24 protein-coding genes, 1 pseudogene and 3 CRISPR repeat arrays are annotated in these 24,806 nt (G+C 70.8%); of the genes and pseudogenes, 12 read left to right on the top strand and 13 right to left on the bottom strand.

Annotated elements, in window-relative coordinates; all coding sequences use genetic code 11:
* Nucleotides 1-55 precede the first annotated feature (55 nt).
* The 4 genes from ACZ6C6_RS04725 to ACZ6C6_RS04740 form a co-directional block, all read right to left on the bottom strand.
* A complete protein-coding gene (locus ACZ6C6_RS04725; protein ID WP_469199008.1) occupies nucleotides 56-826 on the bottom strand; it encodes a YidC/Oxa1 family membrane protein insertase in 771 nt (256 codons plus the stop codon).
* An 86-nt stretch (nucleotides 827-912) separates the two neighbouring features.
* Nucleotides 913-1,248: a DUF6412 domain-containing protein gene (locus ACZ6C6_RS04730; RefSeq protein ID WP_469199010.1), complete on the bottom strand. Its 336-nt coding sequence runs from the start codon at nucleotides 1,246-1,248 to the stop codon at nucleotides 913-915.
* Between the two features lie 66 nt (nucleotides 1,249-1,314).
* Nucleotides 1,315-2,817: a sodium:solute symporter family protein gene (locus tag ACZ6C6_RS04735; RefSeq protein ID WP_469199011.1), complete on the bottom strand. Its 1,503-nt coding sequence runs from the start codon at nucleotides 2,815-2,817 to the stop codon at nucleotides 1,315-1,317.
* Nucleotides 2,814-2,972 (bottom strand): DUF3311 domain-containing protein, encoded by a 159-nt coding sequence (locus ACZ6C6_RS04740; protein WP_018105675.1) that lies wholly within the window; start codon nucleotides 2,970-2,972, stop codon nucleotides 2,814-2,816. Before ACZ6C6_RS04740 ends, ACZ6C6_RS04735 begins: the two co-directional genes overlap by 4 nt.
* A 157-nt stretch (nucleotides 2,973-3,129) precedes the next feature.
* Here ACZ6C6_RS04740 and ACZ6C6_RS04745 point away from each other — a divergent pair, with 157 nt between their 5' ends.
* From ACZ6C6_RS04745 to ACZ6C6_RS04760, 4 genes are all read left to right on the top strand, one after another.
* The gene (locus ACZ6C6_RS04745; protein WP_469199013.1) at nucleotides 3,130-3,552 is read left to right on the top strand and encodes a hypothetical protein; all 423 of its coding nucleotides are present in this window, start codon (nucleotides 3,130-3,132) and stop codon (nucleotides 3,550-3,552) included.
* On the top strand, nucleotides 3,549-6,065 hold the full coding sequence (locus tag ACZ6C6_RS04750; RefSeq protein WP_469199015.1) for a tetratricopeptide repeat protein: 2,517 nt from the start codon (nucleotides 3,549-3,551) through the stop codon (nucleotides 6,063-6,065). The genes ACZ6C6_RS04745 and ACZ6C6_RS04750 overlap by 4 nt, the downstream gene beginning before the upstream one ends.
* Nucleotides 6,066-6,221: 156 nt before the next feature.
* Nucleotides 6,222-7,235 (top strand): tetratricopeptide repeat protein, encoded by a 1,014-nt coding sequence (locus ACZ6C6_RS04755; protein WP_469199017.1) that lies wholly within the window; start codon nucleotides 6,222-6,224, stop codon nucleotides 7,233-7,235.
* A 169-nt stretch (nucleotides 7,236-7,404) separates the two neighbouring features.
* On the top strand, nucleotides 7,405-7,899 hold the full coding sequence (locus ACZ6C6_RS04760; protein ID WP_469199019.1) for a GNAT family N-acetyltransferase: 495 nt from the start codon (nucleotides 7,405-7,407) through the stop codon (nucleotides 7,897-7,899).
* Here ACZ6C6_RS04760 and ACZ6C6_RS04765 read toward each other — a convergent pair.
* Nucleotides 7,896-8,825: a YDG/SRA domain-containing protein gene (locus tag ACZ6C6_RS04765; protein ID WP_469199021.1), complete on the bottom strand. Its 930-nt coding sequence runs from the start codon at nucleotides 8,823-8,825 to the stop codon at nucleotides 7,896-7,898. The two genes, ACZ6C6_RS04760 and ACZ6C6_RS04765, sit on opposite strands and share 4 nt — an antisense overlap.
* A gap of 141 nt (nucleotides 8,826-8,966) precedes the next feature.
* Here ACZ6C6_RS04765 and ACZ6C6_RS04770 point away from each other — a divergent pair.
* Nucleotides 8,967-9,516: pseudogene (locus ACZ6C6_RS04770) on the top strand (hypothetical protein).
* A gap of 125 nt (nucleotides 9,517-9,641) precedes the next feature.
* On the top strand, nucleotides 9,642-9,830 hold the full coding sequence (locus tag ACZ6C6_RS04775; protein WP_469199022.1) for a hypothetical protein: 189 nt from the start codon (nucleotides 9,642-9,644) through the stop codon (nucleotides 9,828-9,830).
* A gap of 74 nt (nucleotides 9,831-9,904) precedes the next feature.
* Here the strand turns inward: ACZ6C6_RS04775 and ACZ6C6_RS04780 are convergent, their stop codons facing one another.
* The 5 genes from ACZ6C6_RS04780 to ACZ6C6_RS04800 form a co-directional block, all read right to left on the bottom strand.
* A complete protein-coding gene (locus tag ACZ6C6_RS04780) occupies nucleotides 9,905-10,099 on the bottom strand; it encodes a hypothetical protein (RefSeq protein ID WP_469199024.1) in 195 nt (64 codons plus the stop codon).
* A 352-nt stretch (nucleotides 10,100-10,451) separates the two neighbouring features.
* Complete coding sequence (locus tag ACZ6C6_RS04785) at nucleotides 10,452-11,381, bottom strand: aminoglycoside phosphotransferase family protein (RefSeq protein ID WP_469199026.1); 930 nt, start codon at nucleotides 11,379-11,381, stop codon at nucleotides 10,452-10,454.
* A 94-nt stretch (nucleotides 11,382-11,475) separates the two neighbouring features.
* Nucleotides 11,476-11,992: direct repeats of the CRISPR family, unit length 29 nt; unit sequence GGACCATCCCCGCGCGTGCGGGGAGCAGG.
* A 142-nt stretch (nucleotides 11,993-12,134) separates the two neighbouring features.
* A complete protein-coding gene (locus ACZ6C6_RS04790) occupies nucleotides 12,135-12,779 on the bottom strand; it encodes a hypothetical protein (protein ID WP_469199028.1) in 645 nt (214 codons plus the stop codon).
* A 144-nt stretch (nucleotides 12,780-12,923) separates the two neighbouring features.
* Nucleotides 12,924-13,826, bottom strand: coding sequence for a DMT family transporter (locus ACZ6C6_RS04795; protein WP_469199030.1), 903 nt, complete (start codon nucleotides 13,824-13,826; stop codon nucleotides 12,924-12,926).
* A gap of 468 nt (nucleotides 13,827-14,294) precedes the next feature.
* A CRISPR array of direct repeats spans nucleotides 14,295-14,567; the repeat unit is 29 nt; unit sequence GGGCCATCCCCGCACACGCGGGGAGCAGA.
* Nucleotides 14,568-14,730: 163 nt separating this feature from the next.
* A complete protein-coding gene (locus tag ACZ6C6_RS04800) occupies nucleotides 14,731-16,101 on the bottom strand; it encodes a hypothetical protein (RefSeq protein ID WP_469199344.1) in 1,371 nt (456 codons plus the stop codon).
* 97 nt (nucleotides 16,102-16,198) lie between these two features.
* Between ACZ6C6_RS04800 and ACZ6C6_RS04805 the strand changes: the two genes are divergently transcribed.
* The 4 genes from ACZ6C6_RS04805 to ACZ6C6_RS04820 are packed head-to-tail and all read left to right on the top strand — an operon-like array spanning nucleotide 16,199 to nucleotide 18,973.
* The gene (locus ACZ6C6_RS04805; protein WP_469199032.1) at nucleotides 16,199-16,702 is read left to right on the top strand and encodes a hypothetical protein; all 504 of its coding nucleotides are present in this window, start codon (nucleotides 16,199-16,201) and stop codon (nucleotides 16,700-16,702) included.
* On the top strand, nucleotides 16,699-16,920 hold the full coding sequence (locus ACZ6C6_RS04810) for a hypothetical protein (protein WP_469199034.1): 222 nt from the start codon (nucleotides 16,699-16,701) through the stop codon (nucleotides 16,918-16,920). Before ACZ6C6_RS04805 ends, ACZ6C6_RS04810 begins: the two co-directional genes overlap by 4 nt.
* A complete protein-coding gene (gene tgmB, locus ACZ6C6_RS04815; RefSeq protein ID WP_469199036.1) occupies nucleotides 16,920-17,894 on the top strand; it encodes an ATP-grasp ribosomal peptide maturase in 975 nt (324 codons plus the stop codon). The genes ACZ6C6_RS04810 and tgmB overlap by 1 nt, the downstream gene beginning before the upstream one ends.
* The gene (locus ACZ6C6_RS04820) at nucleotides 17,891-18,973 is read left to right on the top strand and encodes a methyltransferase domain-containing protein (protein ID WP_469199037.1); all 1,083 of its coding nucleotides are present in this window, start codon (nucleotides 17,891-17,893) and stop codon (nucleotides 18,971-18,973) included. Before tgmB ends, ACZ6C6_RS04820 begins: the two co-directional genes overlap by 4 nt.
* 174 nt (nucleotides 18,974-19,147) lie before the next feature.
* Nucleotides 19,148-19,542: a CRISPR direct-repeat array (repeat unit 29 nt; unit sequence GGGGCCATCCCCGCACGCGCGGGGAGCAG).
* 165 nt (nucleotides 19,543-19,707) lie between these two features.
* Here ACZ6C6_RS04820 and ACZ6C6_RS04825 read toward each other — a convergent pair.
* Nucleotides 19,708-20,883 (bottom strand): methyltransferase domain-containing protein, encoded by a 1,176-nt coding sequence (locus ACZ6C6_RS04825; protein WP_469199039.1) that lies wholly within the window; start codon nucleotides 20,881-20,883, stop codon nucleotides 19,708-19,710.
* Nucleotides 20,884-21,391: 508 nt separating this feature from the next.
* On the opposite strand from ACZ6C6_RS04825, the gene ACZ6C6_RS04830 reads away from it, so the two are divergent.
* Nucleotides 21,392-22,231, top strand: a complete 840-nt coding sequence (locus ACZ6C6_RS04830; RefSeq protein ID WP_469199041.1) for a helix-turn-helix domain-containing protein — start codon at nucleotides 21,392-21,394, stop codon at nucleotides 22,229-22,231.
* A 217-nt stretch (nucleotides 22,232-22,448) separates the two neighbouring features.
* Here the strand turns inward: ACZ6C6_RS04830 and ACZ6C6_RS04835 are convergent, their stop codons facing one another.
* Both ACZ6C6_RS04835 and ACZ6C6_RS04840 read right to left on the bottom strand, forming a co-directional pair.
* Complete coding sequence (locus ACZ6C6_RS04835) at nucleotides 22,449-22,961, bottom strand: GNAT family N-acetyltransferase (RefSeq protein WP_469199043.1); 513 nt, start codon at nucleotides 22,959-22,961, stop codon at nucleotides 22,449-22,451.
* A 562-nt stretch (nucleotides 22,962-23,523) separates the two neighbouring features.
* Nucleotides 23,524-23,994, bottom strand: a complete 471-nt coding sequence (locus ACZ6C6_RS04840) for a GNAT family N-acetyltransferase (RefSeq protein WP_469199045.1) — start codon at nucleotides 23,992-23,994, stop codon at nucleotides 23,524-23,526.
* A 44-nt stretch (nucleotides 23,995-24,038) separates the two neighbouring features.
* Between ACZ6C6_RS04840 and ACZ6C6_RS04845 the strand changes: the two genes are divergently transcribed.
* Nucleotides 24,039-24,767, top strand: a complete 729-nt coding sequence (locus ACZ6C6_RS04845; RefSeq protein WP_469199047.1) for a hypothetical protein — start codon at nucleotides 24,039-24,041, stop codon at nucleotides 24,765-24,767.
* The last annotated feature ends 39 nt before the right edge of the window (nucleotides 24,768-24,806 follow it).

The raw sequence follows: 24,806 nt of genomic DNA on the forward strand, positions 1-24,806 counted from the left end.
CCGATCACTCCGCAAGACCCTGTTCACAACCTGGACCGGCGCCGGTCCGGCCCCGTTACGCGGCCGTGGCGACCGCGGCCCCCGGCGCGGTCATGTCGCGGTACAGGAAGGCCCGCTCGATCGCGGTCCAGGTCGTGCTGGTGACCACGTACAGCGCGGCGGCCAGCGGCACGAAGGCGACGGTGAAGAGGGTGAAGAAGGACATCAGCGGCATGAGCTGGTTCATCGCCCCCATGCCGGGGACCGGCTGCCCGTCGGGGCCGGTGGGCGGGGTGACCGGGCTGGCGGCCATCTGACGCTTCGTACGCCCGTAGTTGAAGGTCGCGACGGCGGCCACGATCGCGAAGAGGCCCAGGTAGACGAGGCCCTGCGCGCCGAAGAGCCCGCCGTGCGACAGGGCGTCGTGCCAGCGTTCGCCGAGCGGGGCGTCGAAAAGCTGGTGGCCGAGGAGCGAGTTGGCCTTGTCGCCGATCTTCTGGCTGGAGAAGAGGTGGTAGAGCAGGAAGAACGCCGGCATCTGGAGCAGGCTCGGCAGGCAGCCGGAGAGCGGCGAGACCTTCTCCTCGCGGTGCAGCTCCATGAGCGCCTTCTGCATCCGCTCGCGGTCCTTGCCGTGCTTCTTGCGCAGCTCTGCGATCTGGGGCTGGAGCCGGCGCTGGGCCTTCTGCCCGCGTGCGGCGGCCCGCGACAGCGGGTGCACGGCGAGCCGGACGAGCGCGGTGAAGAGGACGATCGCGGCGGCGGTGGACGCGCTCTGGAAGAGCGGGTGGAGCAGGTCGGCGAGGGCGCCGACCAGGCTGGCGAAAGCGGACATGAAGGCGGACATGGGTGAGCCCTCCGGGGGTCTCGTCGTGCCGGGAAGTCGATTCGGCGTGACGGGTCCGCGAAGGGCCTTCAGAAAAGGGCGTGTCCCTACGCGGCCGTCAGGAGGGCACGGCCCGGCGCTCGGGGGCGGCGGCGCCCCTGCGCGTCCGGGTCCCGTTGGGGGAGGAACGCGGTGCGCTTCTCGCGGTCGCGCATGGCGGTGCGCACCCGGGTGCGGGGCACCGGGACGGCGCAGCGGGCGCTGATGACCGAGCAGGCGACGAGCGCGGTGCCGGCGGCAGCCGTGGCGGCGAGCGCGACGGCGGCGGAGAGGCTGCCGCCCTCGGCGAGGAGCACCTCGGTGAGCAGGAAGAGGAGCAGCCCCGCGGGGCGCAGGACGCGGGAGAGACCGTCGCGTACGCGGCTCATGGCGTCGGTGTGCATGGGCGGTGCCTCCCTTCCGTATGCGCTCCTGTCGGTCCATCCGTTATACACGACCGGCCGAGCGGGTCAACGTACGTTGACGACCATCCGGTCCGCCTCCAGCTCGTCCCGGGCCAGCACCTCGTCGTCCGGCCGTTCGTCGCGCTCGCGCGGCCCGGCGTACGTCACCACGAGCGCGACGGCCAGGTTGGCGGCGAGGGCGACGATGCCCGCGTTCACGCCCCACACCGGGTCGTGCTCCGTGAAGACGAACCCGCACACCACGCCGACCCCGACGACGAGCCCGGACAGCGCCCCGAGCAGCGTCAGCCGCCGCCACATCAGCCCCAGCAGCACCATGGGGAGCAGCTGCGCCATGCCCTCGTAGGAGATGAGCGAGAGGCGTACGAGGGTGTTGGGGGCGGTGTACGTGAGGAGCAGCGCCAGGGAGCCCGCGACCACGACGACCAGCTGCGCGGCGCCCTTCTGCCGGCGCTCCCAGCGCGGCACGAGCGAGAGCACGCTGCGGCCCCACATCGTGCCGATGACCAGCATGAACACGGCCATGGGCACGATCGAGGAGAGCGCGGCGGCCACCCCGATGACCCCGACGGACCAGGCCGGCAGCGAGTCCGTGACCAGCTTGAAGAGCGCGAGGTTGGACTCGGCCCCGACCAGCCCCGGCACCACGAACAGCGCCGCCATGCCGAGCAGCATCGGGACGAAGAGGAGGACGTTGTAGGCGGGGAGCCACATCGCGTTGCGGCGGAGCACGTCCGCGTTCTTCGCGCCGAGGTAGCCGGCGACGGTGGTCGGGAAGATCACGACGGTGAGCGAGTTCAGGAACGACGTCGTGATGAACCACGCCTGTCCGAGACCGCTGTCCCCGTGGCCGGGGAAGGTCAGCCAGTCGCTCTTCTCGCTGACGAGCCGGTCGAGGAAGGGCCCGTACCCGTCGAAGTAGTGCACGGGCACGTAGACCGCCAGGAAGCCGAGCGTGACGATGACCAGCAGGTCCTTCAGCACGGAGACCCAGGCGCTGCCGCGCAGCCCGCTGACGACGACGAAGCCGGTGGTGACGGCGAAGGCGATGAAGTACGCCCAGTTCAGGCTGATGGCGCCGTACGAGATCGTGGAGACGACGACGCCCATGCCGGTGATCTGGAGCTGGATGTACGGAAGCAGGAACACGGTCGCCAGGACGGCCACGAGCGCGCCCAGCCAGGGCCGCCCGAAGCGGTGCGCCACCATGTCGGTGATCCCGACGAGACCGTGCTTGCGCGCGTACGCCCACAGCATGGGCCCGACGACGTAGCCGACGGCGTAACCGCAGGACATGTACGCGACGACGTACAGGACGGGCGCCCCGTAGTTGTAGCCCCAGCCGGCGGCGCCGAGGTAGCTGAAGCTGGTGTAGCCCTCGCCGGCCATCAGCACCCAGATGAAGACCGTGCCGAGGCTGCGCCCGCCCACCGACCACTCGGCGAGCCCGCCCCCGCCGCCGCGCCTGCCGCGTACGGCGAGCAGCCCCAGGGCGACGGTGGCGACCATGAAGACCCCGAAGACGGAGGTTGCGACGGCGGCGTTCACCGGCGGTCACCCCGCCGGGTCAGCCATACGGCGACGGGGGTCAGCAGGGTCGCCCCGAGCAGCCAGAAGAAGAGGAACGGCAGCCCGAGAACGACGGGCCGCACCCGGTTCACGAACGGCAGCGCCCCGAGGTAGAGCACGTAGGGGACCAGCAACCACAGCAACTGCGGACGTCGTCTGAGCACGTCGGCAAAGGTTACGGCCTCGGCCCCCGTTCCGGCCAAAGAGGCTCCCCGGAACCCGCGACGTCTGTCGCCCGGCCTCCAAGTGGGCGATAGTGAAAGGGATTTCAGATCCAACGGGGGTCGGAGCATGGCTGTTTCGAGGACTGCGCGTGTCACCGCGTGGATCGTCGCCGTCGTGGCGGGGCTGATCTCGGTGGGACTGATCGTCCTGATGGTGGTCGATCCCGGTACGGCCGACCTGGCCGCCGCCGTCACGGGCGCCGTCGTCGGGCTCATCGCCCTCGCCGTGTCCGTGGCCGCGCTGGTCCGCGGCTCCGGGACGAACGGCGGGCGACAGCGGGTGCGCTCCGGACGGGGCGGGGTCGCCGCGGGCGGGGACGCGGTCGGAAACGCCGTGGGCACCCGCTCCACTGTCGTCGGCCGTCCCAGTACGCGCGGGAGGAGCCGCGGTGGCGGGCAGCGGGCGGACGTCCGTGCCGGACGGGACGCGATCGCCGCCGCCGGTGACGTACGGGACAACGCCCTGGGGGAAGGCAGCGAGCGGCGGTGAGCCTTCGCAGACGCCGCCGGAAGGACACCGCAGCCGGCTCCGCGACGGCGAAGGGTCCGTCGGCCACGGAGCATCCCGGTCCGGTCACGGCGGGCGAAGGCGCGGTGGCGGCGGGCGGAAACGCGAGCCACAACGCGCTCGGCCCCGGCAGCACCGTGCACGACCTCCGCGGGGCGCACATCCACCTCGCCGCCCAGGAGGTGGCCTGGCCCGTCGAGATCGGCAGGGTTCCCGGCCTCGCCTCGGCGTTCCAGCCCCGTTCCGCGTTACGGGAGAGCATCGACGCCGCGCAGGCCCGTGACGGCGCCGCACCCTCGGCGCAGGTCCTGACCGGCGGTGGCGGGACGGGCAAATCCCAGCTTGCCGCCTTCTACGCGGCCGAGGCCATCAGCACGGGCACGGACCTGGTGGTGTGGGCGGACGCGGGCGAAGTCCGGCAGGTCGTCACTCTGTACGCCCAGGCGGCCGTCCGCATCCGCGCGCCGGGCGCGACCGGCGAGAACACCGAGCAGGACGCGCGGGCACTGCTGTCGTGGCTGGCCACCACGGAACGGCACTGGCTCGTGGTCCTCGACGACCTCAACGACCCGGCGGGCATGAGCGGCTGGTGGCCGCACAGCCGGACCCGCACCGGACGGGTCCTGGCGACCACCCGCCTGCACGACGCGCGCATCACCGGCAACGGCAGGCGCCGCGTTCCGGTCGATGTGTACACACCGGACGAGGCCGCCGCGTATCTCCGCACCCGCCTCGCCGAGGACGACAACGGGCATCTCCTCGACGACACGACCGGCGATCTGGCCGCCGCTCTCGGGCATCTGCCGCTCGCGCTCGGGCACGCCGCCGCCTACATGCTCAACCAGGCCCTGCCCTGCGCCCGCTACCTGGCCCTGCTCGGCGACCACACCCGGCCCCTCGGCCAGTTGCTCCCCGAGGATGCCGATGCCGAGGGCTACGGGCGGGCGGTGGACGCCACGCTGCTGCTGGCCCTCGACGCCGCCCAGCGCACCGAACCCGCCGGCCTCGCCCGCCCCGCCCTCCGCCTCGCCGCCTTCCTGGACCCCGCCGGGCACCCCGGCGCCCTCTGGACGACCCCCGCCGTCCTGGCGTACCTCACCGAACACCGGGGCGCCGCCCCGGACAAAACGCGGCGATCCGGCCCCGTCACCTCCGAGGAGGCCGCGGCGGTCCTGCGGGTGCTCCACAAGTACGCCCTGGTCAGCGGCGGCCCGGAGGTCGTACGGATCCACGCGCTCACCGCCCGGGCCGCCCGCGAGCCGCTCGACGGGGCGGCCCTTCCCCGCCTCGCGCGCGCAGCCGCCGACGCCCTGCTGGACATCTGGCCCGACCCCGATCACGGCGACCCCGGACTGGCCGCCTCCCTGCGCGCCAACACCGGCCGGCTGCACGAGCTGACCGGCGAGTGCCTGTGGCGGCCCCAGGGGCACGAGGTTCTCTACCGGGCCGGAGGGAGCTGGATCGTGAGCGGCCTCGCCGCGACCGCCGCCGCCCACTGGGAACAGCTCGCCCGCACCAGCCGTGCGGTCCTCGGCCCGGTGCACGAGAGCACCCTCCGAGCCTGCGCGGAACTGGCCTACCTGTTCAGAGCCACGGGGCGCAGGGCGGAGGCCATCACGCTGACGGAACAAGTCGCCGCCGACTGCGTCCGGCTGCTCGGCCCCGCCCACCGCAAGACCCTCACGTTCCGCGCCGACCTCGTCACCTTCTACGCGGACACCGGGCGAGAACCGGAAGCCCTGGTCCTGGCGGAGGAAATCCTGGCCGTCCGGGAAGCAAGCCTCGGGCCCGGACACGCCGACACCCTCACCGCCCGCTCCGCCCTCGCCTTCGCCCACAGCAGGCTGGGGCACGTCGAAGAGGCCCTCACCCGCAATCAGGAGCTCCTGGCCGACCAGACGCGGCTCCTCGGGCCGGAACATCCGGACAGCCTTCGCACACGCGCCAACCTCGCCGCCGCCTACGCGGACGCCGGGCGTCCCTGGGAGGCCATCGCCGAAACGGAACGGCTCCTGGCCGACCGGGAACGCTTCCTCGGCCCCAGTGCTCACGACACCCGGCTGAGCCGCTCCGCCCTCGCCTCGGCCTACACCCAGGTGGGGCGCTTCGATGAGGCCGTCGCCCAGACGGAACGCCTCCTGGCCGACCTGGAAGAGCGCAAGGGCCCCACCGACCTCGACACCCTCCGCACCCGGTCCGAACTCGCCCTCCGGTACGTCTACGCGGGGCGCGTCCCGGAGGCCCTGGCACTGGAGGAATCAGTCGTGGCCGACTGCGAACGGCTCCTGGGCCCCGATCACCTCGACACCCTCCGCACCCGCGCCAACCTCGCCGCCACCTACGGAGACGCGGGACGTTTCGCGGAGGCGAACGCCCTGGCCGAAAGCGTCTTGGCCGACCGGGAGCGCCTTCTCGGACCCGACCACCCCGAGACCGCCGGCAGCCGTGCCCTGCTCCTGTCCCTCACCCTCTCCGCCGGTGAACGGCTCGATTGAGCAGGTCACGGAGGGCTTCGAGGCCGCCGTGCCCTTCGGCGGCGCCGGGCCCTTCGACGGCGCCGGGCCCGGCGCCGCGGTCCCGGTACGAGGCTCACTCCCCCGAGCCGGGGCAAGCCGTCCGCCGCGCCCCCGCACAGCAGTACGGTGTGGAGCATGCGCCCCGAGACTCCTGCCGACCACATCTCCGAAGCCGAGCGCCTGCTCCGCACCGCGGCGCAGTACCCCGAGGACCACGAGCCGCTGCTCCTCCAGGCCGCGGCCCACCTGGAACTCGGCGGCGACCGCGCCCGCGCCACGACGCTCTACGACGAACTGCTCGGCGACCCCCGCACCGAGCACCCGCACCTGGTGAAGGCGCTCAGCGCCGCGAACCTCTGGGAGTACGGCCACGAGGCGGAGGCCCGCGCGCTGATCGACGGCGTCCGCGTGGCGGCCCCGCAGGAGGCGGCCCCCTGGGAGATCGCGGCGGAGACGCTGGAGGCCCACGACGAGCTGGAAGCGGCCCACGACCTCTTCTCGACGGCCCTGCGCCTGCTGATCGCCCCGGGCGAGGAGGTCCCGTACGCCACCCAGTCGCTGCTGACCGGCCGCCACCGGGTCCGCCGCCTGATGGGCGTCGCGCACGACGCCTGGGACGAGCTGGCGGACACCCTGCACACGGCGGCGGTCCCGCTGGACGAGCTCCACGACCCGAAGCGCCTGTGGTCGCTCGGCTCGTCGGACCCGGGCGAGCTGCGTGCCGAGATCACCCGCCTGCGCGCCGAACTGGGCACGTACCGGACGGCTTTGTCCCGCCCGTTCCCGGTGGCGGTGCTGCACTGGCCGGAGGCCGAATTCCGCGAACTCCTCACGGCGTACCCGAGCCTGGGCAGCGAATACGTGTCCCACCCCGACCACCTGGCCCGCCTGGAGACGGCCCTGCGCGACCTCCAGGCGGCGGGCACCCCGAACCTGGGCATCGTCCGGGGCACGGTCCCCTCCTACGAAGCCTTCGCCGCCTCCGAATCCGCCTCCCCGGCCGACCCGGACCTGCTCCCCCAGTACGCGACGACACTGGCCGCGAGGGGGCGCGCGGTGCCGTGGCCCCCGGCGAAGAGCGGGGCGTGCTGGTGCGGGTCGGGGGAGTCGTACCGGGGGTGCCATGGGGGGCAGGTGCAGGGGGGGTAGGGGCGGGGGGCGGGGGCTTGGGGTCGGGCGGCTTGGGCCGGGCGCTTGAGGGCCAGGGGCTCGGGGCCGGGCGCTTGAGGGCCAGGGCTTGAGGGCCGGGCGCTTGAGGGCCGGGGCGGAGCCCGAATCACGGATGCCGGGGCGCGCCCCCGCTCCGTACGCTTCGCCCATGCCCGAACTCCAGCGCCTGCGTCCCGACCACGCCCCGGCCGTCCTCGCGTTCGAGGAGGCCAACCGCCGCTTCTTCGCGGCGTCGGTCCCGGACCGGGGCGACGACTTCTTCGCCGACTACCCGTCCCGCCACGCGGCCCTGCTCGCCGAACAGGAGGCGGGCGTCTGCCACTTCCACGTCCTGGTGGAGTCGGGCGAGGTCCTGGGCCGCTTCAACCTGATGGACGCGGCGGAGGGCGCCGCCGAACTGGGCTTCCGCCTGGCGGAGAAGGCCACGGGCAGGGGCCTGGCGACGACCACGGTCCACGACCTCTTCGCCCTGTGCCGCACGCGATACGGCCTGACGACGCTCAGGGCGAGGGCATCGGTGCGGAACACGGCGTCGCGGGCGGTGCTGAGGAGGACGGGTTTCGTGGAGACGGGGGAGGCGGTGGTGTTGAACGGGGAGGCGGGGGTGGGGTTCGTGCGGGTGCTGGGGGCGGAATCCGCCTAGATCTCCTCCACGCGAGCCGCCCAGCGGCTGCGGTGCTGCTGCACACAGGCGGGGTCTATAGCGTGTCCGGGAAGCACATGCAGTTCACCCAACACCTTCTTGGTGAAGGCGTCGACGACCCTCAGGTCATCGGTGATGAGCCGCATACCGCTGTCGAAGAGAACGTGACAGTTCGGACAGAGACAGAGGATGTTACTGCTCACGTCCTGTCCATTGTGCGGCCTGCCCAGCGCATGGATATGCGCACCCTCGCTGTACAGCCCGCCATCTGCGTCGACAACCAGGGGAATTCGGCACATCTGGCAGACGTTCCCGTAAAGGTTCTTGACAGCTCGCGCCTCAGCAGTGTTCCGCACGCGCCGCTGAACACTCACGTATTTCGCGGCAGCCTTCTCAAGGGGAGTAACCGGCCGGATCTCTGGGGTGTCGTCCCTCTCTGACGTCTCCCAGGGCTCCACAACCGACGACTTAGCCAAACGAAACTGCCACATAAGAAAGCCACGGTCGGTGCGGACACTCCAGTAATCCTCAACGAGGTAGAGCCCGCGATACCGGTAACCCTTGGTCGCCTTGCGTCGCTTGATGCCCAAGCCGCGCACGTATCGGATGGGCAGACCCTCCCGATAGTTGACCAGCATCCCTTCGTTGACCTCAGTCAGTTCCTGGTCGGCCGTGATGTGCCCGCTCTCGTCAGGCGATCCACCCTGCGCGGTGTAAATGATGACGTCGCCGTGGTCTTCGTCGGCGGCGTAACCACCGCTGGCCACGATCGAGTCGACTCCCTGGTGCGCCGTTCCGGAGATTCCCTGCCTGGAAAACCGGTGGATGTCAGCTGCGTAAAGATCACTATGCGTACGGAACCATGCCCCTTCCTTCACGTTCGGAGGGGGGCCAAAGTAGATGGGCTTCGACTTCGAGGGCGACATGCGATCATTCTGTCCACGGCGGACACCTTCGATCAATAGCTTTGGTGACCAGCACCGGGCTTCCCCAATGACGGCTCCCCCGCCGCCTGCACCGCCCGCACCCCCACCCCATCGACCCCACCCGCGTCCGAGGGAGTCCCCATGGCGCCCCGCCCCCTTCTCTTCCTGGACGTCGACGGGCCGCTGAACCCGTACGCCGCGCAGCCCGAGCGGCGCCCCGCGGGCTACACCACCATCCGCGTCCCCCGTACCGCTCGCCGCCACGGGGCAGAGCACGCTCCGCTCCTCCGCGCGGCCGTTGCGTGTGTGGCTCAATCCTGCCCACGGCGAGGCGCTGTTGGCGCTCGACTACGAGCTGTGCTGGGCCACCACCTGGATGAACGACGCGAACACGTGGATCGGGCCCGTCCTCGGGCTGCCCGAGCTGCCGTTCGTGGACTTCGGGGACGGGTTGTTCCGGGAGCGCCCCGACGGTGTGCACTGGAAGTGCGAGGCGTTGCTCGCGTACGCGGGCGGCAGCCCGTTCGCCTGGGTGGACGACGAACAGAGCGACGCCGACCAGGCCCATGTGAGCGCCCACCACCCGGGCCCCGCGCTCCTCCACCACGTGGATCCGCGGATCGGGCTGCGGGACGACGACTTCGCCGCCCTGGCCTCCCTCGCCGCGTCCCTCACCGCCGGTCCCGCCTGAGCGGACGCACCGGGCCGCCGGGCCGGTCTCCCCCTTCCCGTTCAGCGCGCCGCACGGGCGACGATGGGTATTCACACAGCGAGGGCCCCGCAGTCCGTGGCCCTCCGGAAGACTCGGGGGAAGACATGGTTCTGGTCATCGGTGTCGTGGTCGTTCTGGGTGCGGTTCTCGCCGCGTGCCTCGTAGCGCTCCGGATGCGCGGCGGGTCCGGCGAACGCGGAGCCTGGGAGCGCGGGGCGGCGGGACAGGGCCAGGCGGAGAGCCTGGCGCACGGGCACGCGCAGAGCCAGAACATGGGGCCGTACGGGGGCTGAGCGCGGCTCCGGCGCCGCGTCCGGCACGTCCCGCCCGGCCTGCTCGGCCTACGGCGCGGCCTTCGGTACGCGGCCTAGCGGTTCACCGACACGACGAGGTACGCGCACGCGACCACCGCCGCCAGGCATGCCCCGGCGACCACGACCGCGACGCAGCCGAGCGCCGTCACCGTGCCGGTGATCGCCGTCCAGCCGACCCGCGTCGCACGCTGCGCGCGCCGGACGGCGTCGTCGTACGCGCTGTCGTCGGACCAGTCGTTTTCAGCCATGCTTCCCGGCCCCCGTTCCTCGTGCCCGGGTCTCGTGAGACAGGACAGGGCAACCCGCGTAGCTTTCCGCGCCACGCTACTCGCGCCGCCCCGACCGCCGTCGCCGGGCCATGCGCCTGTGCACCGTCGTGGGTTACGACCGCCGGCGCTACCCACGCTGGTAGCAGCGCTGACCGAACGCCCCTGGGACGTCGTGGTGGTGATCGGCGTCGAATCCACAAGTCCGCGCGCCACGCGGGCGATCGCGTTCAACACCGCGGGCGGCGGGGACACCATGAAGGCGACACGACGGTGGCTGCGGCCGGCCCCAACTCACGCATTTTTACGGGCTCCGCAGCGCAAGCCGGTCGCATCACTGCTCCAGCGAAGCAACCAGCCGCTCCAGTGACCTCCGAGCGGGCGGCCCCCAAGTCGACTTGCCGTTGGGCAGCCCCCGGTCGCCGTCGTCCGCGATGAGCAGACCACTCAGTGCGCGCAGGACCGCCCAGCCACGGGCACGTCGAAGAGTTGCCACGTCCGGGGTGGGCCGATAGGCGGCGTGGAAGCGGTCGGCGGCGTTGTCCGGGAGCAGGATCCAGGCGGCGGCGAGGTCGCAGGCCGGGTCGCCCGCGAAGAGGTCACCGAAGTCGATGACCCCGCAGAACGTGCCGTCGGCCGTCAACACGTTGGCGGGATGAAGGTCGCCGTGGAGCCACAGCGCGGGCCCGTCCCAGTCCGGGGCGGCGACCGCGTCCTCCCAGACGCGGCGAACGGGCCCCGGATCGGCGACCAACCCTCGCCGGGTCACGGCATCGAGCGCATGGCCGAAATGCTCCCCGTACGGCCTCAACGGCCCACCCCGCCCCCGCCCGACGGGCGCGCCCTCCGGGGCCACCTGGTGCAGCGCGCTGAGAAACCGGGCCAAGGTGTCGGCCGCGTCCTCGGCCCGCGTCGCCGGAACCCGGTCTGCGGGCTCCCCCGGCACCCACGTGGTGACCAGCCAGGGCCGCGGAAACCGCCCGGACGGCACGCCCAGCCGCTGCGGCACGGGAACGGGCAACGGAAGCCCCGGGGCGAGCCCGGGCACCCAGGCGTGCTCCTTGAGCAACAACTCATCCGCGGACTCGGTGGCCCACGGCAACCGCACGGCAAGCTCATCACCCAGACGCCACAACTGGTTGTCCCAACCACGTGCGCCGAGGCTGAGGGGGAGCTCGGCGAGATCGGGGTGCTGCTCGCGGAGAAGTGCGCGGATCAGGTGGGGAGTTAGGGGGGCGGGGGCGGGGTCTTGGAGGTTGGTCATGCGGGGGGAGCGTAGTCGGGGTGGGGGGTGGGTGGGGTATCCACGCGTGTGCGGGGAGCAGACCGCAGTGGTGCTCCGGCCGGGATCCGGAGTGGGACCATCCCCGCGCGTGCGGGGAGCAGGCTGCCTCGGTGGACGCCTCCCAACAGGGCGACGGACCATCCCCGCGCGTGCGGGGAGCAGGGTCCTCCATGTGGACCTGTCCCTCCCACCCGAGGACCATCCCCGCGCGTGCGGGGAGCAGGCGTCGGCTGCGGACTGCTGGGCAACCGCGACGGGACCATCCCCGCGCGTGCGGGGAGCAGGACGGGGAGGAGGTGCCGCCTCTGCTGCTGCCGGGACCATCCCCGCGCGTGCGGGGAGCAGTGCAGCACGGCGCACAGCCTGGCGTTCCGGTCGGGACCATCCCCGCGCGTGCGGGGAGCAGGAGTTCGCCATCCCGCTGGGAGAAGCCTTCCAGGGACCATCCCCGCGCGTGCGGGGAGCAGAGCGCGTCCAGGGCGGCGTCGGTCGCGCCGGCGGGACCATCCCCGCGCGTGCGGGGAGCAGCGCACGAGCACGTGGCAAATAGGCTCGGCCCTAGGACCATCCCCGCGCGTGCGGGGAGCAGGCTTCGCGACCTGGGGCTTCAGCCCGCGCAGGACCTGTTTCTGACCACTTTCACGTACTCTGGCATAACCACCTCAGGTATATCGAAGCGCGCAAAGCGCCAAGGGCCGACTTCTCTCATGCGCGACGCAGAGCCTGTCACGGTCAGGCCGCAGGGCCGCGTTCGCCCACGGTCGAGGCCGTGGCGGGTTGCGTCGAATGGGGGCGCCCGCCAGGGCCACCGCGCTCGGCGAGCAGGCGTTTGCGGTGGTCGCTGCGGCGGACGGCGGTGACGATCACGATGACGACGGCGAGGCCGACTCCGAGGATGGGCAGAACGATGGCCAGTACTGCCCCGCCCAGAAACGCAACGATGCCGCCGGGCTTCCCGACGGCGTACTGGGACGGTCCTTCGGAGGCGCAGGTGAGCTCGTAGTTGCCCGTGCGGGACACGTCGATGTCGTACAGAGGGTTCCAGGTCTCGCCGCGGGTGAGGAACACGTCGATGCCGGGATCCCTGAGGTGCGGATCGCCCGGCCCGGTGATGCTGCAGTCCTGGGCCGCTGACGGGCCCCTCTCCTTGATCCAGATCGTGCGCTCGCTCTCCGGGCCGAGCCGGAGGGAGACGGTGTCGCCGTCGGCGAACTGGTGGTTGGTGTCGACCGCGTCGATCACATCGTTGAAGCGGTACACCCCGATGACCGCGCCCAGCGCGATCAGCACGACTGCGGTCGCGGCCGCTATGGCGTACCAGTGGCGGCCGGGCCGGAGTTCGTTCGCCGGTATGCGCGGCAGGGCGGAGGGCAGCATCGAGGCATCTTAGACCGCCTGTTCGGCAGGCCGAATAGGTCACGGCGCCTGCGTCGCTGGTAGAGCGTTCACCTCCGTGCGTGCGGGGAGCAGAGGCGCCGGTGTGACACCGGCGCCTCCACAAACCCTCAGGGGGTGAAGAAGTCAGGCTGCGGAGTCCTGACGGATCGTGGTGGAGAACAGGACGAGGAGCGCTCCGAGGAGCTGTGCGCCGGTCAGGTGCTCATGATTGACGAGTGGGGCGAGGAGGGTGGCGGTCAGCGGTTCGAGGAAGAGAGCGATGATTGCCCTCCTGGGGCCCGCGTGGCGCAGGCCGGTGAAGTAGCTGCTGTAGGCGATGGCCGTGGGGACCAGGCCGAGGTAGAACACGGCGCCGATTACTGCGGGACGGACCGGGATGCCCATTCCGACCGTCAGCGTGACGGGCAGCAGCAGGAGACCTCCGGCCAGGAAGCCCAGCCCGATGGTGGTGATGTGGTCCAGGCCGGGAAGCGTTTCGCGGCGGTCCATCGACAGCGCGGCGAAGCCGGCTGCCGCCAGCAGTGCCAGGCCGGTGCCGGCCAGCCGGTGAGCGCCTGCGGTCGGCGAGCCGATCAGCAGCACCAGACCCGTGACCGCGAGGGCCAAGGAGACGATGGCGCGGCGGGTTGGCCGGCGCCGGTCAAGGAGCGCCGTTCCAGCAGTGATCAGAACGGGGACTGCGACCATCGTGGTCAGGGTGGCCAGGCCGACCGAGGTAGCAGCTACCGCCGCGAAGAACGCTGCCTGGTAGCAGGCCAGCAGGAGACCGGTACCGGCGATGCGGAACAGGCCCTGCGGGTCCCGCGGTACGCCGGCGAGTCGTCCACTCACCAGGGCATATCCGGTGATGAGGGCGCCTCCGATCAGCAGGCGGTACGCGGCCACAGAGACCGGGGCCAACCCGGTGTGCGAGGCGAGGATCGAACCGGCGAGACCGCCGGTTCCCCACAGCACTCCGGCGAGAACGAGCAGGGTGGTGCCGTTCCGCTGTATCGGGGCAGCGGAAAGAGACGAACGTGCAGACATGAAAGGGAACTCCAGCTTCGACGCGGAGAAAAATGGGATGGCGTCAAAGCAGGGCATCAGCGGATCGACAACTGATCAGGCAGCACCGAATGGGGCCACGGCTCCATCGTCCGGCCGGGCCCAGCAGACGCCCCGCTCAGAAGCGGGGCGGTGAGCAGATGATCCGATGCGTATGCACAGCGCAGACCCTAGCGTTGGGCAGGCATCGGCTGCAGTGGGAATCCAAGGCGTGGTCGTTTCCAACGCCATGTACGGGGCCTCAGGTGGAACCGTCTGTGGGCACAGGGGTGAAGGCACGCTGCTCACCGAAGTGCACAGAGGGGGCGTGGAGCACGTCGAGGTGCCGGGGGGGGCATCCCCGCTGTGCGGGGAGCAGGCCGACGGGGTCAGCGACCACGTCGTGCTCCTGGGGCCATCCCCGGACACGCAGGGCAGGCGAGGAGCGGCGGCCCGCCGTGCCCGACTGGAGGGCCATCCCCGCACACGCGGGGAGCAGTTGGCCGCAAGGTCGTTCAGCGCGGTGGCCGCGGGGCCATCCCCGCACACGCGGGGAGCAGTCTCCCGGCAGCGCCACGGAGTAGCCCGTGACGGGGCCATCCCCGCACACGCGGGGAGCAGAGGCTCCCACCCCGGGCGGAGCGGGGGGAACCCGGGCCATCCCCGCACACGCGGGGAGCAGAGTCACACCCGGGCCGACCGGCCCCTCTGCCCGGGGCCATCCCCGCACACGCGGGGAGCAGACTGCACGACCTGCGACGTTATCCCGCCACCGCAGCGTTTCTGACCGCTTTCACGCATTCCGGCATTTCGACCCCAAGGCGCCACATCCGACATCCATCGCGCTCGCGCTCCCTCTCGCCCGCCTCCGAGCGCGGCCCAAGTCCGGCCCAGACCCAGCTCGGGTTCACGCCTTCAAGGCAGCCACCTCGCGCACCTGGTCACGCATGGCTCGTACGGCCCGGGACTTGCTGTGCAGAGCGAGGCTTCTGCGCATCGTCTCGAAGTGCTCATCCCCGCGGGCCGTCGACAGCACCGCATAGTCGTCGAGGAACGTTCGCCAAGAGGCGCACGCTTCCTCGACGTGGCCAAACTCGAACTGCCGTTGTGCAAGGACCGCGTTGGCATGCAGATACCCCTGTCGCTCCTGACGCGGGGTGGCCTTGATCGATTGCTTCATGGCCTCGATGGACTGGGCCAGTTCCCGGTTCTCATAGTGCACATGTGCGACATGGAACAGGTACGCCGCCTGGCCGTAGCCGCCAACCGATTCACGGCGCGAGTCCGCCCTGGCGAGCGCGGCTTCGGTCTCGCGGAGCCGTGCCACCGCAGCCCGTTTGTCTCCGACCATCGCGGAGGCGTGTGCCTGCTGCCCGCGCAGGAAGGCGACAAGTCTCGGCCCGGCCTGTGGCGCCGCCTCGGCGGCGGAATCGGCCAGTTCGAGTGCCTTGCGGCCGTGACGCAGGTTGGTTGCCTGCAGGCTCATACCCCGCAGCGTCCTGCAGTAGGTGACCTGGTCGCGTGCCTCCCCCGCGAGCCTGAGCGCCTGAAGGTAGTACTTCTGCCCAAGTCCGTGAGCGCGCTCATACATGGCCATCCAGCCAGTCAGGTACGTCAGGTCGGAGGCGGCGGACAGCATGTCGTTGTGCACTTCTTCGGTGGCACCGGCCCTGAGATACGAGGCCACCGTATTGACGAGGAACGCCGCGGCCATGGGCCGCGCGTGTCCGCCGCCGAGTTCGTCAAGGATGTCGGCGATCTTGTCGGTCATCCTCCTGACGGTCTCGACCTCTCCCCGGCCGATCCTGCCCGTGGGCCGAGTGATCCGTTGCCCGTCGTCGGCGTGTGCCGCATCGGCGAACAGAGGGACGGCAAGCACGGCCGAATACAGACCGGCCGCGAGTACTCCACGCCGAGAGGGGTCCATGTCAGCCTTCCCTAACTGCAGCAGCGACTCGGCGGCGCCCTCCGGCGCTTGGCCCACCGCTGTCGCCGACCGCGCGAGACCGGCTTCCGCGTAGAGGACGGGCCTCCCGAGCCTCCGCTCGAACGCCGCGACGATGAGCGGCCTGACCCGCTCATTGGGCTGCGCACCTCTGATCCACTGCGCCACCGTCGACTGGCTGTAGGTGAGCCTCATGCCGGCCTCGGTACCGAGTCGGTTCACGGCCTGAGCGAGTTGCGTCTCGGACCATTGTGCCTGGCCAAGCAGGTTCTTCAATTCGGTGTTGCGCTGTCTCCCGGACGCTGTAGCCACGTCAACTCCCCGCGCATTCATGGGATTCATGCTTTGTCCTCGCTTCCAAGGTACCCGCACCCACACTCTCTGCGGTTACCTCTTCACACGCCGCCGTCAAACAGCCCGAGGGAGAATCGTGGTGATCATCGTGAGGCAGGAATCCGACGCCCCACCTGCCTCTGTCGGAGCCGGATCCGACGGCATTCCGGTAGACGTGGAGTTCATCCGTGACGGACTGATCCATGCCCTCGAATTGCCTCTCTCCACCACCACGCGTGAGGTGATCGACGCGAACATTCACCAGGTCCACGGCCATCTCAACCTCCTGATGGGTGAGGAACTGGGGTACGACTCCGACGACGCAGTCCGTGAACTCTTCAGGCAGGCGTACGCCCTGCTCGACCTCGGCCGGCGACCCAATGAGGCAAGCCCGGCGTTCGAGGCATTCACTCATCTCCGTGACACGGCACGCGTCGCCCAACGTCTTCTGGACACTTTCGAACGGCTCCGACGCAAGACGGCACATCGTCCCGAGCCGTCCGCCCCATGGCCCGCAGAAGAACTTCCGGGGCCGGATTTCAAGCCTCTTTCTGTGCAACCGCACGAAGGCCGACACACGACGACCGAGGAGAAGACATGACAACCACCACGATCCCCTTCGCCACTCGCGCCGCTGAGCCGCCCTGCCTGGTGACTACGTCCATCGCCGGAGTCACCTGGGACGAAAGCCTCCAGCTCAACGTGCAGGCCAACGGTTCGGCCTGGCACACCGCCGACCATGCGGCGTCGACCACCGACACCAACCTGGACGGCAAGGGCGACGACGTGGCCGACCCCTACTTCGCCCCCGCCTCCTGATGGGTGCCGCCCGACCGGTTCTCGTCGTCGCAGAACGGCTCGATGCTGCCGCTGACATGGTTGTGGACCAGCTCAATCAGCGGGGCGTGCCAGTGATGCGGTTCGATTCGGCCGACTTCCCACAGCACGTATCGCTGACCGCAGGCCACCGACCGACCGACTCGGGGTGGGAAGGCGTACTGACTGACGTACACCGATCGGTGCGGCTGGAGGACATCCGGGCCGTCTACTACAGACGCCCCGGACGTCCTCGTGTCGCCGACACTGTGCCAGAGCCGTACGCGACCTGGGCGCGGAACCAGGCAGACGCGGCGATGCTCAACCTGCTGTCCGCCCTGCCTGTCCGCTGGATCAACAACCCACACCACGACCGTGTCGCCGCACACAAGCCGCAGCAACTGGTTGCGGCAGTCCGTGCGGGTCTCCGTGTCCCGCGCAGTCTCATCACGAACGACCCCGAAGAGGCCCGCGCCTTCGCCAGCGCGGTGGACGGCCCTTTGATCTGCAAACCGGTTCTCGGCGGACGTCTGGACACCGGCGGTGAAAGACAACTGATGGTGGCCACGCACCGCGTCGATTCGGCCGATTTCGACGACAGTGTGCGAATGACCGCTCACTATTTCCAGGAGGAGATCCCAAAGAAGTACGAGGTACGCCTGGTCGCCGTGGACGGCAACCTGTTCGCCGGAACCATCGTCGGCACATCGGAGAAGGCCCGCACCGACTGGCGCACCGACTACGAGAACCTTGAGTACGGCACGACTGCAGTGCCCGACTCGGTCGGGGATGCCGTCCGGCGGTTCATGGCCTCGTACGGGATCGTATTCGGCTCCTTCGATTTTTCCGTAACCCCTGATGACACTTGGGTGTTCTTCGAGAACAACCCGGCCGGCACGTGGTCCTGGGTCGAGAATCGCACCGGCCTGCCCATCGCCGCCGCGCATGCCGACTACCTGCAAGGGGTTACGACATGACCGAGCAGAACGACCTCGCGTCGGCCGCCCTACGCGCCCGGTTCGCCGCAGCCCTCGGCGAAGGGGGGCGTCAGAGCCGGTGGCTGGCCGCGTTCGCCGAGGTGCCGCGGGAGCACTTCGTACCCAGCTTCTACCGGCAGGACGGACAAGGGCACTGGTACGAGGTCTCCGAGGGCAGCCCCGGCTATCTGGAGGCCGTTTACTCGGACACCGCGCTCACGACGCAGCTCGACGCGCACGGTGTGCCGACGTCCTCGTCCAGCGAGCCGGGGCTGATGCTGGCCATGCTCGAAGCGCTGGACGCCGAGCCAGGGCATCGGCTCTTCGAGCTCGGGCTCGGCACCGGTTACAACGCCGCCCTGGCGTCCTCGCTCCTCGGCGGCGACAACGTCGTGAGCGTCGATGTCGACCCCGGCCTCGTCCGGCGAGCCCGGCGGAACCTGGAGCGAGGGCGCTATCGGCCTCACGTGTACGCCGGCGACGGCGCGGAAGGCCGTCCGGACCAGGCTCCGTACGACCGCGTCATCGCGACGGCCGCACTGCGGCGCATCCCTCCGGCCCTGCTGGCGCAGGCCCGCGCGGGAGCGGTCCTCGTCGCCCCGGTCGGCTTCGGGGTCGCGCGGGTCGTCGTCTCGCAGGGCGGGGAGGCGACCGGTCGGTTCCTTCCCGTGCCCGCGTACTTCATGCCGCGCCGCCGGTCCGCGAAGTCCCCGGACTTCGCGGGACTGGAGGCGCAGGTGAGGCGGGCAACGTCGGTGCGCGTCGCTGATGTCCTGGACCGCCTGAAGTTCCCTCTCTCCCTGGCTCTCCCCGGGTACCGCTCGTGCTCCTGGCGTGACGACGAGGGCGAAGTCACCGGGGTGGGCCTCTGGACGGAGGACGGCTCCACGGCCACCCTGCACGCCTCGGGCAGCGCCCGGCAGACGGGTCCGCGGCGCCTGTGGGACGCGGTGGAGGAGCTGGTCTCCGCCTTCCCGGAGGGGGTTGCGCCTGCCCGGGAGGACTTCGGTCTCACGGTGACGCCAGAGGGGCAGCGGGCGTGGTACGGCGAGGCGGACGGCGTCTCTTGGGCGCTGTAACGGGGCTGAGAGGCGGGGTCGTTTACGGCTGCGGGGCGGGGCCCGCGCGATCCGTGGGTGATCATCCCCGCACGCGCGGGGAAGGCGGGTCCAGCGTCGCAGCACCGGCCCGTACCGGGCCATCCCCGCGCGCGGGGAGCAGCTGGTCGCGGTCATGCAGGCGCGGTGGGGCCTCGGGCCATCCCCGCACGCGCGGGGAGCAGGGGGCGAGGCACACGAACACCAGAATGCCGAGGGGGCCATCCCCGCACGCGCGGGGAGCAGATCACGGGGAGGTGCGCTCGATGAGCGTACGGGGGGCCATCCCCGCACGCGCGGGGAGCAGATGGGTCCGAGGGCGGACGACCTGGCCGACACGGGGCCATCCCCGCACGCGCGGGGAGCAGTAGCGGGGCAAATCATCGCCGGGCACGTCGTAGGGGCCATCCCCGCACGCGCGGGGAGCAGTTCATCAGGTGGTCCGAGGTCCACCGGCTGTTGGGGCCATCCCCGCACGCGCGGGGAGCAGGAAGCGCTCACTGGGTGTTCTCCATTCATGTTGGGGCCATCCCCGCACGCGCGGGGAGCAGACTTCGTGACCTGCGGGTTTGCCTCGGGTGAGTGGCGTTTCTGGCAACTTTCGCGGACTCCGGCATAACCACCTCAACAGCCCCACAGCTGGCATACACCCCCCAGCCTAAGTCAACTACCGCCCCGCACAAGCCCGTTCCCGTCAGCCCGCCACGCGCCGCCCCTCACACCCACTCCCCCACCTCATCCACCCAAACCCGTTCCCCCTCCTCCCGCACCGTCACCCCGAACCGCTCCCACCCCGGCCGTCCCCGCTCCACCCACCACGCGTACGCCGCCTCCGCCTCGTCCCACAACCACCGCCGTCCCCGCTGCCACACGCGAGACGTCGGCTGGCCGTCCTGCACCAGCGCGCACGCCCAGGACCTGTCGTTCCGGCTGTAGAGCCAGAGGGGTTGGGCGCCCCGCACCTTCTCGGCGGCGATGTACGTGCAGGCGGGGACGCGGAGGCCCAGCGCGAACGTCAGGGGGCTGAAGCGGTCGGCTGTGGACAGGGCCCTCGCGGCTTCGGAGGCGGTCGTTTCCGAGGCGGGCCACGGGCCGGGCGCGTACGCCTCGTGGTCGATCGGGGCCGATCGGTGCGCCCTCAGCTTCATGAACTCCACCGGGCCCATGAAGCGGCCGCTCGCGCTCTTCCCCGCCGCGTCCACCGTCAACCGCAGTACCGCGTCCGCGTTCGTGAAGCCCGTTCCCCACGGCGCCACGATCACACCCCCTGGCCGCGTCTGTTCGACCCACGCGTACGGGATCGCGCGCACCCCGCACGTCGCGATCACCCGGTCGAACACGCCCCGCCCCGGCGCCCCCGCGCGGCCGTCGCCGTGGATCACCTCCACCGGAGCACCGAAGAAGTGGGCCAGGGCGTCGCGCGCCCGGTTCGCCACCGCCTCGTCCACCTCCACGCTGACGATGTTGTCCTCACCCACCTTGTGCGCCAGCAGCGCGGCGTTCCAGCCCGTCCCCGTACCGATTTCCAGGACGCGGCAGTAGTCGTCCACCGTGAGCGCGTCGAGCATCCGGAAGACCACGCTCGGCATCGAGGCCGAGGACGTCGACAGCCTGCCCGGCTCGCGGCCGGCGTGCGCCCCGTCGTCCCACTGCGTCACGACCGGGACGTCCGCGTTCGCGTACCCGCGCCACGCCTGCGGGTCCTCCGTCCGCGATACGTGCACCGTCCGCCCGGTGGCCATGTCGTACGGCCAGATCGTGTCCGGTAAGAACGCCTGCCGGGGCACCCGCGCGTAGGCGTCCAGCCAGCCCGTCTTCAGTACGCCGCCTGTCGTGAGCGCGTACGCCACGTCTTCGCGCGTGGCGTACGCGCTCAGCGTCTGCTCGCTCATGCCGCCGCCACGCCCTCCGGTGCGTCGGGGCGGGCCGGTCCGCCCGCCGTCCGGAGCCCGTCGTCATACGTCGTTCCGTTCATGACCTCGTTCACTCCGTCCAGCCCCTCGCGGGTTACGTGTTGACGTCCCGGCGCCCCCGCAGAGCGCGCCGTCACAGGCGGTACTTCGCGTGCATCGCGTTCGTCTCCCGTACGCGCTCGCGGATGGCGTCCGACGACGTCCCCGCCTTCGGCGGGGCATCCGGGCAGACAGGAGCCCCGCACCGGCACGGCGGGAACGCCGCGAGTGACGCGTACCGCGAGATGTCCGGATCCCCGCGCAGCTCACGGCTCGGGGGTTCTTCGACGGTTCGGGTGGGGAGTGGGCCGGGGGCCGGCGCGGGTCGATGCTTTTCAACAGGCACGTTTACGTGTCCCTCCGTAGCGATCTCACTACCAGGAGCGCCCAGATTGGCTTAGCCTCGCGTAAACGGCAACGTGGCAACGTAGCGGTCAGGGAGGGCACGTTGGCCAACATCAAGGAACTGAATCCGAACGCCTCACCACAGGCCGCCTACGGCGCGCGTTTACGAAGGATGCGTGAGGCGCGCGGCTGGACTCAGGACCACTTCGCGTCAATGGTCGGATGCAGTGGGCGCCATGTCTCGGCGATTGAGACCGGTCGTAAACCTGCAACCCTGCTGTTCTCCCGTAAGAATGACGCTGTATTCGGCCTGGCGAGCACGCCCGATTCCTTCGAGCGTGAATGGCGCAAGCTCAGACGGGGCAGCATGCTGGAGGGTTTCCCCGAGTACGTACGATACGAGGGCAGGGCTGCGGAGATCCGGCTCTTCCAGGTCTCTCTCATCCCCGGCCTGATGCAGACCCCGGAGTACGCCCGCGCCTTGAACCACAGTTACGTGCAGCGCGGGGCCGTCACCCATGAGCAGGCCGAGGAACGTATCTCGCTCGTGCTGGAACGGCAGTCCCGGCTGGCGACGCAGCGGCCGCCACTGGTATTCGCCATCGTGGACGAGAGTTGCCTCCTCCAAGCAGTTGGCGGCCCGCGGGTCATGAACGGTCAGCTGCATCGAATGGAAGAACTGGCCGCGCTTCCGAACTGGTTCATTCACGTGGCGCCGTTCTCCCTCGGAGAACGGCGAGCATTTCACCTGCCTGTCAACCTGCTCACTCTCCACGACCGATCCGTCGTCGCATACGCCGAATCCGAGTCCCAGGGGCACGTCGAACGCGAGACATCTCTCGTGGTGCCTATGCTCACCGCCTACCATCAACTTCAGGGGGAATCACTGGCGCAGGCGGAATCCGTGGATTTGATCCGCCAGTTGCGAAGGGGCATTCCGTAGTACCCAACTCTTCTTGTGGGTGAGGAACGCGTACGGCTCGCCCGACGGCCCCCGCGGCGGGGGCGGCGCGGGCCTGTGGGTCTCCACCGCCGCGCTCTCGTCGTGGGAGGCGTCAGGACGGGAGAGTGCAACGCACTCTGACCGACGACCGATCGCTGCTACGGGCCCGTCGGGGTGGCGGCGGGTGGCATACGAGGAGGGAGCGCCCTCGCCGCGCTCAGGCGAGGGGCTTGTGCATGACGACGCAGGGCCGGTCGTGGGCGAGGTCCTGGCGGCGGTCGATCTCGTACCAGCCGAGCGAGGTCCAGAAGGCGAGGGCATCCGGATTGTTCTCCAGTACGGCGAGCCGGATGCCGCTCCGTCCCTCACCCCGGAACCGTTCCTCGACCAGCCAGGCGAGCCGCCGCCCGATGCCTGTACGGCGGGAATGGCCGTCCACGATGAGCAGCCCGATCCAGGGCAGGCCGTCCTTCGGATGCCGGTTGAGCAGACAGACGATTCCCGCGAGGCGCTCTTCCCCGTCCCGGGCAAGCAACACCTCGCCGCCCTCCGTGGCGACTTCCTGCTTGAGATTGGCCTCGACCTCAGCGGCTTGAATGCTCTCGGGGTCGTACTCGCCTGCCGCGCGCCAGTAGGACGGGTTACTGGCGTAGAGAGCGACGACCTCGCGGATCTCCTCGGCCGTGAAGGCGAGGGGCCGGAGACTGAGGGGTTCAGGGTGGGCGGGCATGGCGGCCAGGCTACGCGGGCGGCCCCGGGCCGCGCGGCGTGCGGGGCCCCAGGGCGTCACGACACGGCAGACCGGTGAACGGCGGCCATCCCCGCGCCCGCGGGGAGCACTCCGCCTGGGCGGCCACCGTCGGCGTCGCCGGGGGACCATCCCCGCACGCGCGGGGAGCACGCTTTGGGCGGGCAACGTCATGGCTGGTTGCGGGGGCCATCCCCGCACGCGCGGGGAGCACACCGGCGGCGGCCCGATCAGCAAGATCGCCTCGGGACCATCCCCGCACGCGCGGGGAGCACTCGGGCGCGGGTGTTGGAGAGCCATACACCCAGGGACCATCCCCGCACGCGCGGGGAGCACGCCGGGTACGAGGCGGAACCCTCTGTCGGCCCGGGACCATCCCCGCACGCGCGGGGAGCACTCTTCGTGACCTGCAGGTTCATCTCGCGTCGGCGCTGTTTCTGACCACTTTCGCCCACTCCGGCATAACCACCCCAACCCCCACACAGCCCACGCTCTCGCCCACCCTAAGCCAACTCCCCCCGGCACACCGCCAGTTCACCCAGCCTCACCCCTCCACCCCCACCCGGTACACCACCTTCCCCTCCACCACCTCGAACCCCAGCGCCCCGTAGAACTTCCTCGCCCCCGGGTTGTCCGTGTCCGCCATCCACTCCACCCGGCTGCACCCCTCCCGGGCCGACGCCACTCCGCGCAGCTCTGCCATCAGGCGGGCGCCGAGGCCTCTCCCCCGCCACGGTTCCGTCACGTACAGCTCCTTCAGGAAGAGGGCGTGTGTCGTCCCCCTCGCCGGCCACAGGAACGAGTACGCGGCCATCCCCGCGAGAGTCCCGTCGCCCGGGTCGGCGATCAGGGCGTGGGCCAAGGGTGCCGGGGCGAACAGGGTTGCCTCGATCTGGGAGCGGCGTTCCGTGAGGGGCTGGATCTCCGTGGCTCCGTAGAAGCGTTCGATCTCCTCGATCAGGTCCGCCAGGCGCGGGGTGTCGTCCGGGTGGGCGGGGCGGATCGTCACAGTCATGGTCGTCTCCTTCGGAGGGGGCGGCGTCCGCGAGGATGCCCGCCATGGGATTCCACCTCAACTGTGTACTCGCCCTCGACGCCCGCGTGTTGGCGCTCTACGACCTGGCGATACCCAGCGGTTCCGCCTACGTCCCACGCACCGGCAGCGCCCCCGCCCTCCCCGAAGGGTGGGTGCTTCCCGCTCTCTGGGAGCTCGCGCATGGCGTCGGCCGGCTTGCCTACGACCTGGAGGGGATCACGCCGTCCGACCTCGACGGCTGGCGGGTCGCGGCAGGGGTGCCCTCGCGGCTCGATCCGCTCGACGCGTTCGATGACGGCGATTTCCTGCTGGGCTCCTTCCTCAGCCTCGCCGCGCCCGTGGTCGTCATCAGCGACAGCACCTTCGGCGGGCAGCTCCTCCACGAGTACGCGGCCGCCTTCCGGGAGGGCGGGCTCGTCGCGGCATGCGGCGTCGACCACGACGAGGGGCGGGCGTTCCGGCTGGCCGACGGCGCCTTTCGCCCCGCCGACCCCGTGTCCGTCCGGCCCGTCGCCGAGTCCGTCGGCCACCTCCACGAGGGACTGCGCGGGGCCGATCTCTTCCAGGGGTACCTTCCCCGCAACGCCAATCACGAGGGGCGGCGTCACCGCGAGACGGCGGCCGGGCCGGTGCCGTACGTCCGTGCCGACTGGCGGGACCGTTTCCCGGTGCTCCGCCGAGGTCCGCAGCCCCGGGCGACGGAGCCCGGCAGCCCGTCCCCCGACGCGCCCGGCGCACCCGACGCGCGCTGACGGGCCGATGCGGCGCCGGGCCCGGTCCGGCGGGCCCCG

Source organism: Streptomyces sp. NPDC041814 (genome assembly GCF_055590565.1).

Bases quoted from the DNA above. Each gene is read 5' to 3' on its own strand.
- ACZ6C6_RS04725 (WP_469199008.1), bottom strand. From the start codon at position 826: ATGTCCGCCTTCATGTCCGCTTTCGCCAGCCTGGTCGGCGCCCTCGCC.
- ACZ6C6_RS04730 (WP_469199010.1), bottom strand. From the start codon at position 1,248: ATGCACACCGACGCCATGAGCCGCGTACGCGACGGTCTCTCCCGCGTC.
- ACZ6C6_RS04745 (WP_469199013.1), top strand. From the start codon at position 3,130: ATGGCTGTTTCGAGGACTGCGCGTGTCACCGCGTGGATCGTCGCCGTC.
- ACZ6C6_RS04755 (WP_469199017.1), top strand. From the start codon at position 6,222: ATGCGCCCCGAGACTCCTGCCGACCACATCTCCGAAGCCGAGCGCCTG.
- ACZ6C6_RS04760 (WP_469199019.1), top strand. From the start codon at position 7,405: ATGCCCGAACTCCAGCGCCTGCGTCCCGACCACGCCCCGGCCGTCCTC.
- ACZ6C6_RS04765 (WP_469199021.1), bottom strand. From the start codon at position 8,825: ATGTCGCCCTCGAAGTCGAAGCCCATCTACTTTGGCCCCCCTCCGAAC.
- ACZ6C6_RS04775 (WP_469199022.1), top strand. From the start codon at position 9,642: ATGGTTCTGGTCATCGGTGTCGTGGTCGTTCTGGGTGCGGTTCTCGCC.
- ACZ6C6_RS04780 (WP_469199024.1), bottom strand. From the start codon at position 10,099: ATGGCTGAAAACGACTGGTCCGACGACAGCGCGTACGACGACGCCGTC.
- ACZ6C6_RS04785 (WP_469199026.1), bottom strand. From the start codon at position 11,381: ATGACCAACCTCCAAGACCCCGCCCCCGCCCCCCTAACTCCCCACCTG.
- ACZ6C6_RS04790 (WP_469199028.1), bottom strand. From the start codon at position 12,779: ATGCTGCCCTCCGCCCTGCCGCGCATACCGGCGAACGAACTCCGGCCC.
- ACZ6C6_RS04795 (WP_469199030.1), bottom strand. From the start codon at position 13,826: ATGTCTGCACGTTCGTCTCTTTCCGCTGCCCCGATACAGCGGAACGGC.
- ACZ6C6_RS04800 (WP_469199344.1), bottom strand. From the start codon at position 16,101: ATGAATGCGCGGGGAGTTGACGTGGCTACAGCGTCCGGGAGACAGCGC.
- ACZ6C6_RS04810 (WP_469199034.1), top strand. From the start codon at position 16,699: ATGACAACCACCACGATCCCCTTCGCCACTCGCGCCGCTGAGCCGCCC.
- tgmB (WP_469199036.1), top strand. From the start codon at position 16,920: ATGGGTGCCGCCCGACCGGTTCTCGTCGTCGCAGAACGGCTCGATGCT.
- ACZ6C6_RS04820 (WP_469199037.1), top strand. From the start codon at position 17,891: ATGACCGAGCAGAACGACCTCGCGTCGGCCGCCCTACGCGCCCGGTTC.
- ACZ6C6_RS04825 (WP_469199039.1), bottom strand. From the start codon at position 20,883: ATGAGCGAGCAGACGCTGAGCGCGTACGCCACGCGCGAAGACGTGGCG.
- ACZ6C6_RS04835 (WP_469199043.1), bottom strand. From the start codon at position 22,961: ATGCCCGCCCACCCTGAACCCCTCAGTCTCCGGCCCCTCGCCTTCACG.
- ACZ6C6_RS04840 (WP_469199045.1), bottom strand. From the start codon at position 23,994: ATGACTGTGACGATCCGCCCCGCCCACCCGGACGACACCCCGCGCCTG.
- ACZ6C6_RS04845 (WP_469199047.1), top strand. From the start codon at position 24,039: ATGGGATTCCACCTCAACTGTGTACTCGCCCTCGACGCCCGCGTGTTG.